At 47.3% G+C, this 12962-nt stretch carries 11 protein-coding genes; 1 reads left to right on the top strand and 10 read right to left on the bottom strand.

Annotation, left to right across the window (positions count from 1 at the left end; genetic code table 11):
• Positions 1–8 precede the first annotated feature (8 nt).
• Positions 9–1712, bottom strand: a complete 1704-nt coding sequence (locus tag B9J84_RS09135) for a sodium:solute symporter family protein (protein WP_017048884.1) — start codon at positions 1710–1712, stop codon at positions 9–11.
• 12 nt (positions 1713–1724) lie between these two features.
• Entirely contained in the window at positions 1725–1991 is a 267-nt protein-coding gene (locus tag B9J84_RS09130; protein ID WP_013855818.1) for a DUF4212 domain-containing protein, read from the bottom strand.
• Between the two features lie 387 nt (positions 1992–2378).
• Here B9J84_RS09130 and B9J84_RS09125 point away from each other — a divergent pair, with 387 nt between their 5' ends.
• A complete protein-coding gene (locus B9J84_RS09125) occupies positions 2379–4124 on the top strand; it encodes a potassium/proton antiporter (RefSeq protein ID WP_094123993.1) in 1746 nt (581 codons plus the stop codon).
• Between the two features lie 4 nt (positions 4125–4128).
• Here B9J84_RS09125 and B9J84_RS09120 read toward each other — a convergent pair whose 3' ends face one another.
• The 8 genes from B9J84_RS09120 to arcA form a co-directional block, all read right to left on the bottom strand.
• Positions 4129–4758: a response regulator transcription factor gene (locus B9J84_RS09120; RefSeq protein WP_013855820.1), complete on the bottom strand. Its 630-nt coding sequence runs from the start codon at positions 4756–4758 to the stop codon at positions 4129–4131.
• Positions 4759–4999: 241 nt separating this feature from the next.
• On the bottom strand, positions 5000–6802 hold the full coding sequence (locus tag B9J84_RS09115; protein ID WP_094123992.1) for a protein-disulfide reductase DsbD: 1803 nt from the start codon (positions 6800–6802) through the stop codon (positions 5000–5002).
• Positions 6803–6962: 160 nt separating this feature from the next.
• A complete protein-coding gene (locus tag B9J84_RS09110; protein WP_088718009.1) occupies positions 6963–7421 on the bottom strand; it encodes an arginine repressor in 459 nt (152 codons plus the stop codon).
• A gap of 408 nt (positions 7422–7829) precedes the next feature.
• Positions 7830–8294 (bottom strand): aspartate carbamoyltransferase regulatory subunit, encoded by a 465-nt coding sequence (gene pyrI, locus B9J84_RS09105; RefSeq protein ID WP_017042201.1) that lies wholly within the window; start codon positions 8292–8294, stop codon positions 7830–7832.
• A gap of 15 nt (positions 8295–8309) precedes the next feature.
• On the bottom strand, positions 8310–9239 hold the full coding sequence (pyrB, locus tag B9J84_RS09100) for an aspartate carbamoyltransferase (protein WP_094123991.1): 930 nt from the start codon (positions 9237–9239) through the stop codon (positions 8310–8312).
• Between the two features lie 454 nt (positions 9240–9693).
• Positions 9694–10704 (bottom strand): ornithine carbamoyltransferase, encoded by a 1011-nt coding sequence (locus B9J84_RS09090; protein WP_013855826.1) that lies wholly within the window; start codon positions 10702–10704, stop codon positions 9694–9696.
• A 114-nt stretch (positions 10705–10818) separates the two neighbouring features.
• The gene (gene arcC, locus B9J84_RS09085; RefSeq protein WP_013855827.1) at positions 10819–11730 is read right to left on the bottom strand and encodes a carbamate kinase; all 912 of its coding nucleotides are present in this window, start codon (positions 11728–11730) and stop codon (positions 10819–10821) included.
• Positions 11731–11803: 73 nt separating this feature from the next.
• On the bottom strand, positions 11804–12962 hold a 1159-nt coding region (gene arcA, locus B9J84_RS09080; RefSeq protein WP_404206713.1), incomplete at its 5' end, for an arginine deiminase.

The following is a 12962-nucleotide window of genomic DNA, read 5'->3' as shown; positions in this document are numbered from 1 at the left end:
GGTGAAGATTAGTGGTCGTGAGCTTGCCCCGCGCCTTTCGGGAAGCGGATTGACTCCACCATTTCTTGCACTTCGGTTGGAACTTCTGCGGTAAATTTATTCACCACAATCGATACCACGAAGTTCAAACACATACCTAACGTACCAATGCCTTCAGGGCTGATACCAAACAACCAGTTATCTGGCGTGCTGGCTGCCGGGTTAATGAATTTGAAGTAGATGATGTAGGTTGCAGTAAAGATAATCCCTGCGACCATGCCCGCGATCGCGCCTTCTTTATTCATCTTCTTGTAGAAGATGCCCAAAATAATGGCCGGGAAGAAGGAGGCGGCTGCCAAGCCGAAGGCAAACGCTACCACCTGAGCCACAAAACCCGGTGGGTTAATGCCTAGGTAACCAGCACCCACAATCGCAATGATGGCGGCTAAGCGTGCGGCTAACAGCTCTTGTTTATCGGTCATGTTTGGTTTGAAGCCTTTCTTCAATAAGTCGTGAGAAATTGACGTCGAGATAACCAATAAAAGACCTGCAGCTGTCGAAAGCGCAGCAGCTAAACCCCCAGCTGCGAGCAAGCCAACCACCCAGTTTGGCAGTTTTGCCAGTTCAGGAGACGCCAATACGATGATGTCACGGTTAATGTTCATCTCGTTGCGCTCATCGCCAGAATAGAACATACGACCGTCATTGTTCTTATCTTTCCAGCTTACAAGGCCAGTATTCTCCCAGTTCTTAAACCAAGTAGGCGCGTCTGTTGCGGGTACGCCTTGCATGTCTGGGCCATTAATGGTCTCAATCATGTTCACGCGAGCAAAAGCGGCAACACCTGGCGCTGTGGTGTATAGCAAAGAGATGAACAGCAATGCCCAACCTGCTGAGATACGCGCATCACGCACTTTAGGCACAGTGAAGAAGCGAATAATGACGTGAGGAAGACCAGCAGTACCCACCATCAAGGCTGCGCAGATAAAGAACACGTCAACCTTGCTCTTGTTGCCTTCGGTATAGGCGGTGAAGCCGAGCTCTTGAGTTAAGCCATCGAGTTTATCGAGTAGGTAAACATCGGTACCGGTAATGGTTGAGCCCATACCAATTTGTGGCAGAGGGTTACCTGTCATCATGATCGAGGTGAAAATGGCGGGAACAAGGAAGGCGAAAATGAGCACGCAGAACTGTGCAACTTGCGTATAAGTGATGCCTTTCATGCCACCGAGTACCGCATAGAAAAACACGATCCCCATACCGATGACGATACCAACGTTAATATCCACTTCGAGGAAGCGAGAGAATACCACTCCGACGCCGCGCATTTGCCCCGCAACATAAGTAAACGAGATAAAGATGGCGCAAAATACCGCCACCATACGCGCGGTCTTTGAGTAGTATCGCTCACCGATAAAATCTGGCACGGTGAACTGGCCAAATTTACGCAAGTAAGGTGCAAGGCAAAGTGCCAATAACACATAGCCGCCTGTCCAGCCCATCAAGTACACGGTACCATCATAGCCAATGAACGAGATGATACCCGCCATTGAGATAAATGAAGCGGCTGACATCCAGTCCGCTGCGGTTGCCATGCCGTTGGCAACAGGGTGAACACCACCGCCAGCAACATAGAATTCACTGGTCGATCCTGCACGGGCCCAAATGGCAATGCCGATATAGAGTGCAAACGTAATACCGACCAGAATAAACGTCCAAGTTTGAATATCCATTTCGTAAACCTCTTAGTCTTCCTGCACGTTGTATTTCTTGTCGAGCGCATTCATGCGCACAACGTAAATAAAGATCAAGGCGACAAAGGTATAGATGGACCCTTGTTGTGCGAACCAGAACCCTAGTTTGAACCCGCCTAAATGAATCGTATTAAGTGCGTCGACGAAAAGAACGCCTGCACCATATGATACCAAGAACCACACTGCCAGCAGTGAGCCCATAATTCCCAAGTTTTCCTTCCAGTAGGCTTGAGCATGTTCGGTTGATTGGAACGCCATGACCTTCTCCTTCGGTTTTTATATCGTAGTGTTAATTTAATGTTACGAAATTAAGATAGCAGTGAAAGGGTGGTGGGTCTGTGCAACTTTAGTCGGGAGGTTGTTTTTTCCAATTCATTGTAACTAAATGAAATACCTCAATTTAGAAGGTCTTTCTTATGTTGAATAAATGTTAAATTAGCCAAAAGTATAAGATCATAAGCTCTTGATTGGAAAATCGCTCATGGTGAGTTAACGATTTTTTATGTGGTTGGTTATTCATGCCGCGATAAAAACGATCAATGTTTACATAAAGTTGTCTTAAAAACGGATTAAACTAAGGCACAATGGAACGCGAATTTATGTTGGTTATTCAATCAATAATAATTAAATCAATAAGGAAGGAATATGGATGCAATCGCTATCAATGGTTTTTTTCTCGTAGGTGCTTTGCTGATTGCATTAAGTGTGTTGTTAAGTCCAGTCTCTTCTAAGTTAGGAATTCCTATTCTGCTCGTTTTTTTATTGGTGGGTATGTTGGCTGGGGAGGATGGCCCCGGTGGCATCTTATTTGATAATTATCCGATTGCTTATTTAGTCAGTAACTTAGCGCTTGCCATCATCTTATTGGATGGCGGCATGCGTACCCGTGTTGCCAGTTTTCGGATTGCCTTTTGGCCGTCAGTTTCGTTAGCGACGTTTGGGGTGGCGATCACCACCATTCTCACCGGCTTGATGGCGGCGTGGCTGTTTAATTTGGAATTGCTGCAAGGTATTTTGGTGGGAGCGATTGTTGGTTCAACCGATGCGGCGGCGGTTTTTTCCCTGCTTAAAGGGAGAAGCTTGAATGAGCGCGTCGGTTCAACGTTAGAGATTGAATCGGGCACTAACGATCCAATGGCGGTGTTTTTAACCGTGACATTAATTGCGGTTCTGGGTAGCCAAGGCGATGATCTCAGCGCAGGATTCTTGCTGCTGAGTTTTATCCAGCAATTTGGCCTCGGGGCTTTATTTGGATTAGCCGGAGGTTGGCTGCTCTGGAAGCTGATTAATAGCAATCAACTTCCAGAAGGGCTCTACTCCATTTTGGCCATCAGTGGCGGTTTGATTATCTTTGCGCTGTCCAATTCACTCGGCGGCAGTGGTATTTTATCCATCTACTTGACGGGTTTATTGCTGGGCAATAAACCGACTCGTTGCCGCTATTCCATTTTGAACGTACTGGATGGGATGACGTGGCTTAGCCAAATTGGTATGTTCTTGGTGCTTGGGTTATTGGTCACACCTTCTGAATTGCTGACCATTGCGGTGCCCGGCTTTGCGCTCGCCTTTGGTATGATTTTGTTTGCGCGCCCCATTTCTGTATGGATTGGTTTATTGCCATTCAAAGCATTTACTGCGCGTGAAAAGTGGTTTATCTCTTGGGTTGGATTGCGCGGCGCTGTACCCATTATTTTAGCGGTTTTCCCAATGATGGCCGGTTTACCGAATGCGCAGCTCTATTTCAACTTAGCCTTCTTCGTGGTGATGGTGTCGCTAGTGGTACAAGGGGGAACCTTGATGAAAGCGGCCGCTTTGGCTCGCGTTGAACTACCGCCCAAACCTGAGCCAATTTCACGTACCGGTGTTGAGATATACCCGTGCAGCGAATGGGAAATGTTGGTCTATAAACTCAAACAAGATAAATGGTGTATTGGTGAGCCATTACGCAATCTCTCTATGCCTGAAGGAACACGTATTACCGCTGTGTTTCGTAACGAGCAACTGCTTCACCCATCGGGCAGCACCAAGTTGCAAGAGGGCGATGTCTTGTGCGTGTTAGCACAGGAGAAAGATCTCGAATCACTGAGCAACCTATTCAGTGAAGCGCCAGAAAAAGCCTCGTTAGAGCGCTTCTTTGGTGACTTCTTTTTGGATGTGGATGCAAAACTCGTTGACGTTGCTGCCTATTATGGTTTGACGATTGAGCACCTCAATCAAGAGATGACGCTCAACGATTTGCTGATCCAAGAGCTCGGAGCCACACAAGTACTGGGTGACCATTTTGAATGGCAAGGTCTGTATCTGGTCGTAGCGGACGTGGCCGATTGGCAAGCAACCAAAGTCGGTTTGCGATTACCTTTAGAAGAGACGTTAGATGAAGCGAGCGAGTAGCCGACTACTCGCCCAACTCATTAAGTAAAATTACTGCTTGAGTGCGGTTTTTCACCCCAAGTTTACGGAAAATAGCCGTCATATGTGCTTTGATGGTCGCCTCAGAAACATTAAGCTCATAGGCGATTTGTTTGTTGAGTAGCCCATCGGAGAGCATGCCTAATACTTTGTATTGTTGCGGGGTTAAGGCGGCAATTTTCTTGGTTAAATCATTGCATGCGGCGTGATTGGCAATTAGCCCTTCAGGGAAAAATGGGTCACCGGCTAGGACTTGATTGAGCGCCGAGATCAGCGCGCGCATGTCACTCGATTTAGGAATAAAACCAAAGGCACCGTGGCTTTTTACTTGCGCCACCACTGAAGGTTCTTCACTGGCTGAAATCACCACAATCGGTAAATCAGGGTATTCGGCTCGCAAGTGAATCAGCCCTGACATCCCATTTGCGCCTGGCATTTTGAGATCCAACAGCAGCAAATCCACATCGCTCTGTTTGGTTAATAAGGCTAACAGGGCATCTAGCGAATCCGCTTCCAATAAATTGGCACCGCTTATCGCCATATGCACTGATTGAAATAGCGCATTGCGAAACAGAGGGTGGTCGTCAGCAATGATGATGGTGTAGGTCGAATCCATGACGTTTTACACTTTTAGCAATGTCGTTAAATCGATTATTGACCGCGATTTCTCACTGAACAATCTTTATACGCTAAAAGTCTGAACTGTATCCACTTTTTGTCTGATACTTAGTAGTGACTGAGCCTGATCTGAGAGTGGTGCATGCCAAGCGGTTCGAGAAGAAGTGATGGCGTTCACGCGCCATTATTGCCGACGGTTGCAATGGCTTGCTCAAACAGGCGGCAATAACGGGTAAACCTTAAAGCTGGTGGGCGATGAGGTGTGCTAAAAAGCGATCGGCTGGCATAAAACCGCTGATACGTGCGTTTGAAACCCGTTCACCTTGCGCATTCCAAAACTCAATCGTCGGTAAGCCTAGCACGTTCATCGCCTTGAGCAGCTCAATATCTTGTGGCTGATTTTTGGTGACGTCCGCTTGCAATAGCACAAAGTTTTGCAGTTTCTGCGCGACCTCTTGCTGATGGAAAGTGTATTTTTCAAACTCTTTACACGCCACGCACCAGTCGGCGTAGAAATCGAGCATGACGGGTTTACCTGCTAATTTGGCTTGGCTCAACTGCAAGTTGAGCTCAGCAATATTATTCACCCGAATGAACTCGACATGGCTACGGCTTGCTAGGTTGGTTTGTTCTGGCTTAAACCACACATCCAGTGCAGGTTGCGCTGAAGCAAACAGACCCAATACCGCAATAATGCCAACCATGCTCTGTTTCCAGCCACCAAACGGCAAGCTGTTTTTACAATGATAGAGCCAACCAAACGCGGCGATCCCAAGCGCAGACCAGAGCGCCGTTGACCACATTGGTGGCAATAAGCGTTCAAGTAAGAAGATCGGCGCAGCCAGTAAAATAAAGCCAAATAGTGTTTTGACTCTCTCCATCCAGCCACCGGCTTTAGGGAGTAGTTTGTTACCAAATACGGCGACCAAAATCAGTGGAATCCCCATGCCCATTGCTAAGGCATACAGTGCAATCGCCCCCGTGAATAGGTCGCCACTTTGCGCGACATACAGCAGCGCGCCAGAAAGAGGCGCGGTGGTGCACGGTGAGCAAACCAAACCGGAAATCGCGCCCATGGCAAACACGCCAAGACTGTTCCCGCCTTGCTGCTTATTACTCAGGCTGCTTAGCCACGTCTGCACTTTGCTTGGCAGTTGTAAGGTATAAACGCCAAACATCGACAGGGCGAGTAGCACAAATAGGGTACTGAGGCCAATCAGTACATAAGGGTGCTGCATCGCGGCTTGAAATTGTAACCCAGCCGAAGCGACGACTAGGCCAAGTACGGTATAAGTGAGCGCCATACCTTGCACGTAAATAAACGACAAAATCAACGCGCGCTGTTGTGAAAGTTGACCACGACCAAGCACGATACTGGTGAGGATTGGGTACATCGGGAGTACACAAGGGGTAAAGGCGAGGCCAACGCCAAGTGCTAAAAAGAGCAGCGGTGTCCACCAAGAATCGGCGAGGCGGTTTGCTAGCCCGTCTTGTTCAGTCACGGGCGCTTTTGGCGAATCTGTTTCGATTTTCGCCATATTGGCCGCCGTGTTGTTGTCAGAGCGAGTATCGCTTGCCACAGCTTGAAGGTCGATAATTCGCGTTTCTGGTGGATAGCAAAAGCCCGCTTTTGCACACCCTTGGTACTGGATAATTAATTTGGCGTTCGCTGCTGCACTGAGGAGCGGTATGTCGACAAACAGTGGCTCAGTATAAATCTTTACATCACCAAAAAATTCATCGTGATATGGCTGACCATCGAGCATCTCGATTTCACCAAGCTGTGCATTTTCGGCGCTGATACTGATCCGATCTTGGTAGAGGTAATAGCCCTGCTTGACCTGCCAATCTAAGAAGACCTGCTTACCTTGCTGCTCGGCATGAAAAGGAAACGCTTGGTCAACTGGGACAAATTGATTGTCGGCTGAGGCCAAACCGAGGTTGTTACCACTATTGAATGGATTGTCATTGCCGAAGACCGCCAACGCAGGTTGGGAAAGTGTCAGCAGAGCTAGCAGTACAAAGGAAAAGAGTAGGCGCATACAAAAATCGAGTCTTCATTAGGTGAGTGTCATCTTAACCCAATCAGACCGCTTTTCGGCGCAATAAGTTTCACAGTGATGGAAAAATCGTCGCTGATGAGGCAGTGAAGCGAGAAAAGCCAAGTGAGGTTGTGGACCTCACTTGGCTGGGCGATGGGGGTTAAGCTACACCTAGGCGAGTTTTCACCACCGCTTCACACGCTTCAATATTATTGATGTCTTTGGGAATAATAAGCACAGTGTCATTACCACCGACTGTTCCTAAAATCTCAGTGTGGGGATCAATATCAACCAATCGCGCGACCAATTGAGCACTTCCAGGATGAGTTTTTACCACCACAGTGGATTGATTGTGAGTGATAAACTCAATTTGTGAGGCGATAGATGACTCAACACGCACTGGCGCGGTTTCGACCGTAATGCAGTACACTTTTTTGCCGCACGCATTTTGCACTTTCACCACACCAAGTTGGGAAAGCAAGCGTGACACAGTGGATTGGCTAATGCCCTCGTAGCCGAGCTCTATTAGCCTGAGTCGTAGCTCATTTTGGTTAGCAAAACTTTGTTGTTGTAGGATTTTTTTACAAGCGGAAGCTAACGTTTTGTCATCGGTTTGCATTGCGCCGTGGGGGATTTTTCTGTTCACGGGCGGTTCCTTTTATACACGCTACTGCGTCTGGGGTATCGGTGATCCTTACCATGCCAGCACACTCCCAAAGCCATAGAGTGTGAGTTCACGTTATGTTTAACGCCAATGGCGCAACGGTTGAGCATTGCTCTTTTCCCCTCTATAAGTGGTGGGGGATTATTATTGATGCCTGTAGCTTAACATTAATCAATGTGTCGCTTTTTGCGGGGGATCACCAAATAATAAACTAGATTACCGATTGATTTTTGGCGTTTTATGTTGATTTGATGGAATAATATGCACGGAAATATGCAAGATTCGTAAGTTGGTCCAGCGCCGAGTTAGGACGCTGGAGGCTGGCAGGGCTGTAAACGCGATGGATGCGCGCTTAGTGCTGTTTTAGCAACGTTCAGTCATGATTTCGCGCGAGAATACTTTCTCACAATAGTGGCATTTGAGATGCACATTCTCTTGTTTGAGCTGCACTTTAAAGCGGCTCTCGACAGGCTCGCCATGAGAGATGCAGTTGCTGTTTGGGCAACGAAATACGCTGTCAATTCGTTCTGGCAAAGTGAGGGTCAGTTTGTTGACCACTTTATACTCTTCAATTTGATTGACGGTGGCTTTCGGGGCATACAGTGCTAATTGGTTCGCTTGCTCTTTGGTGAGATAAAGGTTTTCTATTTTAATCAGATCTTTATTACCTAACGCAGAAGAGGGTAGGTTTAGGCCAATCGTCACACGTTGATTGGTTTCATTTAACTTAAACAAAGAGAGAATTTTGATCCCAAGGTTGGCAGGGATATGGTCAATCACGCTACCGTTACGAATCGCTTCAACTTGCAATTGGGTCTCTTTTACCATGATGTTATCTCCTACTTATAAGGTTGGGTTAAGAACAAGGGCTAATAAAGCTTCACGCGCATAAACGCCGTTTTCGGCTTGTTGGAAATAGTAGGCGTAAGGTGTTTTATCGACATCGGTGGTGATTTCATCGACCCGAGGCAGTGGGTGCAGCACTTTTAAATTGTGGCGAGCTCCTTTTAATGTTTCTGCGGTTAAGATGTAAGCCGATTTCATGTGTGCGTATTCGGATGCATCAAAGCGCTCTTTTTGTACGCGCGTCATGTACAGCACATCCAGTTCAGGCACTACCTCTTCAATGCTGGCGTGCAAACTAAACGCAATGCCAGCCTCTGAGAGTTCTTCGCAAATGTAATCCGGCATCGCCAGCACTTCTGGGGCGATAAAAAAGAAACGTACATTGTTGAATTTCGATAAGGCTTGGGTGAGCGAATGGACGGTGCGGCCATATTTTAAGTCGCCGACGAACGCGACGTTAAGGTTATCGAGCCTACCTTGCGTTTCATAAATGGAAAACAGATCGAGCAAGGTTTGAGTGGGATGCTGGTTAGCTCCATCACCACCGTTGACTACGGGGACGCCGTTGGAAAACTCAGAGGCTAAACGTGCAGCGCCTTCTTGTGGGTGGCGCATGACAAATGCATCGACATAAGAGGAAATAACTTGCACCGAATCAGCTAAGGTTTCCCCTTTCTTAGCAAGTGACGTATTGCCGCCATTATCAAAACCAATCACTGTGCCGCCTAGGCGCTGCACTGCCGTTTCAAACGACAAACGGGTACGTGTAGAAGGTTCAAAGAAGCAGCTTGCTACTACTTTATTTTTGAGAAGTTCAGGGTTTGGTTCCGCTTTTAGCCTTGTTGCAGTTTCAACAATCAGCTCCAGTTCCGCGCGGCTCAGTTCTGGAATGGAAATGATGTGCTTGTTAAATAACGAATGCGCCATAACGTGTCTTCCCTCTGTATGGTTCGCTTTGGCTACTAGCCTTTGCGAAATTTTGCTTAAAAAAAAGCCCCCTAAAATAGGAGGCTTCAATAACGTTCAGAACAGAAAAACAAAACAGCTAACTCGACCGGCGCCGGGTGTAATGGATGGCGTTGATGGGGAGTGCTGCGGTTCATTTTCTGCTCCGTTTAGACAAATTGCGAAGGATTATACGGACAAAAAACACGCTGGCAATACTCTTTGGAAAATATCCAGAAAATGGATTTTTATGCGAAATTAGCTTGATTTCGATGTTATTTACTACGCTTTTACAGCTAAAGCATAAGCGCGATTTGTGAGTGTTATTGACTGAAAAAAAATGCGAGCTTTATTCAAGCTCGCATCGATTCAACATCAAAGAAATGAAGTAGACGATTCATCGCCTACATTCATTATCTACTATTCGTTACCTAAGTTAGTTACCTAAGGTGGCCACCATCACGGCTTTGATGGTGTGCATGCGGTTTTCAGCTTCATCGAACACGATGGAATGCTCAGATTCAATCACTTCATCGGTCACTTCAACGCCTTTGGCAAGCACTGGGTAGTTTTTCGCAAGCTCTTTGCCAACGGTGGTATCTTCGCCGTGGAAAGCAGGCAAGCAGTGCATGAATTTCACATGTGGGTTACCAGTGGCTTTTAGCATTGCCATGTTCACTTGGTAAGGCAGCATCAATTCAATGCGCTCTGCCCATGCTTCTTTCGCTTCACCCATCGATACCCAAACATCGGTGTAAAGGAAATCACAGCCTTGAACGCCTTCTTGAACATCATCTGTAAGCGTAATTTTCGCGCCTGTTTGCTTTGCAATAGTGCGACATTCCGCGACTAATTCTTCGGTTGGCCAGAACGCTTTTGGTGCAACAAGGCGAATGTCCATGCCCATTTTCGCAGCGCCCACCATCAAGGAGTTACCCATGTTGTTGCGTGCATCACCGAGGTAGGCAAATTTCATTTCATGGAGGCGTTTGCCACGGCCATGTTCGATCATGGTAAGGAAATCAGCCAAAATTTGTGTTGGGTGGAATTCGTCAGTTAAGCCGTTCCATACTGGTACGCCAGCGTAGGCACCAAGCTCTTCAACGATCTCTTGACCAAAGCCGCGATATTCGATGCCGTCATACATGCGGCCTAAGACGCGCGCGGTATCTTTCATCGACTCTTTGTGGCCAATTTGTGAACCTGATGGGCCTAAGTAGGAGACTTGAGCACCTTGGTCAAACGCTGCTACTTCGAATGCACAGCGAGTGCGCGTTGAGGTTTTTTCAAAAATAAGTGCAATGTTTTTGCCTTTGAGACGAGGCTGCTCATAACCGTTGTATTTGGCTTTTTTCAGCTCAAGTGATAGATCCAATAGGTGCTGGATTTCGCGTGGAGTGAAATCAAGAAGTTTTAGAAAGTTACGGTTGCGTAAGTTAAAAGCCATGATCTTTTCCTCATTTGCAACGCTTGCTTCTGGTGAGAGGGGGGAAGAAAGCGTTAATATTTGTTTAAAGTTAAAAACAGATTCGGTTTATAAAATAGATTTAAAAACAATGTTTTAGTCACGCGTAATGTTGGTGCCTGCTGTGCCTTCTAAGATGCGTAGGCCATCTTCTAACGCGCCGATCCCAACGACTTTCCCGCCTTGTTGAATGAATTCGCACGAGGCTTCAATTTTTGGCCCCATAGAACCAGCATCAAATTGATAGTTGGCAAGCTCGCTTGGCGTTGTGCTGCGCAGCGCATGTTGGGTTGGTTTACCCCAATCAAGGTAAACGGCGTCAGCATCGGTCAAAATGAGCAGCGCGTCGGCGTTCAATTGTTTGGCAAGAAAGGCAGCAGACATGTCTTTGTCGATCACTGCTTCTACACCGACTAATTTGCCATTTTCACGTTTGACTGGAATACCGCCACCACCGGTGCAAATCACTAAATGACCAGCACTGATAAGCTGGGAAATTGCATCATGTTCGACGATGCCTATCGGTTGAGGGCTCGGAACCACACGGCGGAAGTATTGGCCGTCGGGCTTGACTGTCCAGTGGTATTTCTCAGCCAATTCACGCGCTTCTGCTTCTTGATAAACTGGGCCAATCGGTTTGGTTGGGTTGGCAAATGCAGGGTCTTTCGGGTCGACCATCATTTGGGTCAACATGCACGAAATGTTGCGTTCAGGCAGCATGTTTTTGAACTCTTGCATCAACATGTAGCCAATCATCCCTTGAGTTTCACTGCCCAATACGTCGAGTGGGTACGGCGCTACTTTTTTGTATTCGAGACCTTGTAGTGCCAGCAGGCCAACTTGAGGGCCATTGCCATGCACTAGCACCACGTTATAGTGTTTGGCTATTTCGGAAATGGTTTTGACTGCAATTTCAATGTTGCGACGTTGAACATCTGCTTCTAATGGCTGACCACGACGAAGTAGCGCGTTTCCACCTAATGCAACAACAACAGTTTGTTTGCTCATAATTCTATCTCTTCTAAGGTGGGTTGAGGCGTGCAGAGGAAATTTGCCTCAACCCATTTGATTAACCTAAGGGCTAGATACCGTCACGCTCAATTGGGCAGCTCATGCAGCGTGCACCGCCACGGCCACGACCCAATTCGTCACCAGGAATAGACAGAACGGTGATGCCTGCTTTGTCGTATTTTTCATTGGTATAGGTGTTGCCTTCATAGCCAATCACTACGCCAGGTTTGACGGTTAGGACATTGTTTGCATCGTTCCACTGTTCACGTTCTGCGTTGAAGTTGTCACCGCCCGTTGTGATTAGGTTGAGCTTGTCAACGCCAAGTGCTTTTTCGATGGCGGTCACGAAGTAACCTTCTTCTTTGACGTTCACGGCACCAGACTCATCGCCTGTGAGGCTCCAGCATTTCACATCTTTGCGTACTACTTCTGGGTAAACAGAGAAGGTGTCTTCACGCATGTGTGTCATGACGGTATCTAAGTGCATGCAAGAGCGGTGTTTTGGTAGTTCCATCGCAATGATTTGCTTCGCTTGGCCATGTTTAAATAGGCCCGCAGCTAAGTGTTCAACACCTTGTGCTGTGGTGCGCTCAGACATACCAATCAGTACCGCACCTTTGCCAATCACAAGAACGTCGCCACCTTCAATGGTTGAATTATCGTAATTAATGCTCTCGTCATCACCGAAGTATTTAATGAAGTCTTGGCCCGCAAAGCTTGGATGCCAGCGGTAAATCGCACGCACATGGTTGGTTTCACGTTGACGTGCAGGTTTTGCCATCGGGTTGATTGACACGCCACCGTATACCCAGCAAGACGTATCGCGAGTAAATAGATGGTTTGGCAGTGGTTCAATGATGAAATCGGTTGGTGCATGCAAGCCTTGCATCATTGAAGAGGATTTCATTGGCATTTCAGCGTAAGACAAACCACCTGTCAGGATTTTTGCCAATTCAAGGTTTGGCAGATCGCTGAGGTAGCAGCGCACGTCATTCGCAAATGTTTTGCCAAGGCGGTAATCCGATACTTGTTGAGTAAGCAGCCACTCTTTTGCGACGGGAACCGCTAGCGTGTCGGCTAATAGATCGGTTAGCAGTAAAACTTCAACACCTTGGTCACGTAGCGTTTGTGTGAACGCATCATGCTCTTTCCCCGCACGCTCTACGGCCAATACATCATCAAACAAAAGGTCGTGACAGTTGGATGGTGTTAGGTGAGTGAGTGAGCGT

Source organism: Vibrio sp. V03_P4A6T147, from assembly GCF_002241085.1.
Classification (GTDB): Bacteria; Pseudomonadota; Gammaproteobacteria; order Enterobacterales; family Vibrionaceae; genus Vibrio; species Vibrio anguillarum.
The sequence above is the reverse complement of the archived record's forward strand: the minus strand, read 5'-3'. Positions and strand labels throughout refer to the sequence as shown.

What these genes read in the sequence shown, in the direction of transcription:
- B9J84_RS09130 (WP_013855818.1), bottom strand. Translation starts at nt 1,991, where the DNA reads ATGGCGTTCCAATCAACCGAACATGCTCAAGCCTACTGGAAGGAAAAC.
- arcC (WP_013855827.1), bottom strand. Translation starts at nt 11,730, where the DNA reads ATGAGCAAACAAACTGTTGTTGTTGCATTAGGTGGAAACGCGCTACTT.
- B9J84_RS09135 (WP_017048884.1), bottom strand. Translation starts at nt 1,712, where the DNA reads ATGGATATTCAAACTTGGACGTTTATTCTGGTCGGTATTACGTTTGCA.
- B9J84_RS09090 (WP_013855826.1), bottom strand. Translation starts at nt 10,704, where the DNA reads ATGGCTTTTAACTTACGCAACCGTAACTTTCTAAAACTTCTTGATTTC.
- pyrB (WP_094123991.1), bottom strand. Translation starts at nt 9,239, where the DNA reads ATGGCGCATTCGTTATTTAACAAGCACATCATTTCCATTCCAGAACTG.
- B9J84_RS09120 (WP_013855820.1), bottom strand. Translation starts at nt 4,758, where the DNA reads ATGGATTCGACCTACACCATCATCATTGCTGACGACCACCCTCTGTTT.
- B9J84_RS09125 (WP_094123993.1), top strand. Translation starts at nt 2,379, where the DNA reads ATGGATGCAATCGCTATCAATGGTTTTTTTCTCGTAGGTGCTTTGCTG.
- B9J84_RS09115 (WP_094123992.1), bottom strand. Translation starts at nt 6,802, where the DNA reads ATGCGCCTACTCTTTTCCTTTGTACTGCTAGCTCTGCTGACACTTTCC.
- B9J84_RS09110 (WP_088718009.1), bottom strand. Translation starts at nt 7,421, where the DNA reads ATGCAAACCGATGACAAAACGTTAGCTTCCGCTTGTAAAAAAATCCTA.
- pyrI (WP_017042201.1), bottom strand. Translation starts at nt 8,294, where the DNA reads ATGGTAAAAGAGACCCAATTGCAAGTTGAAGCGATTCGTAACGGTAGC.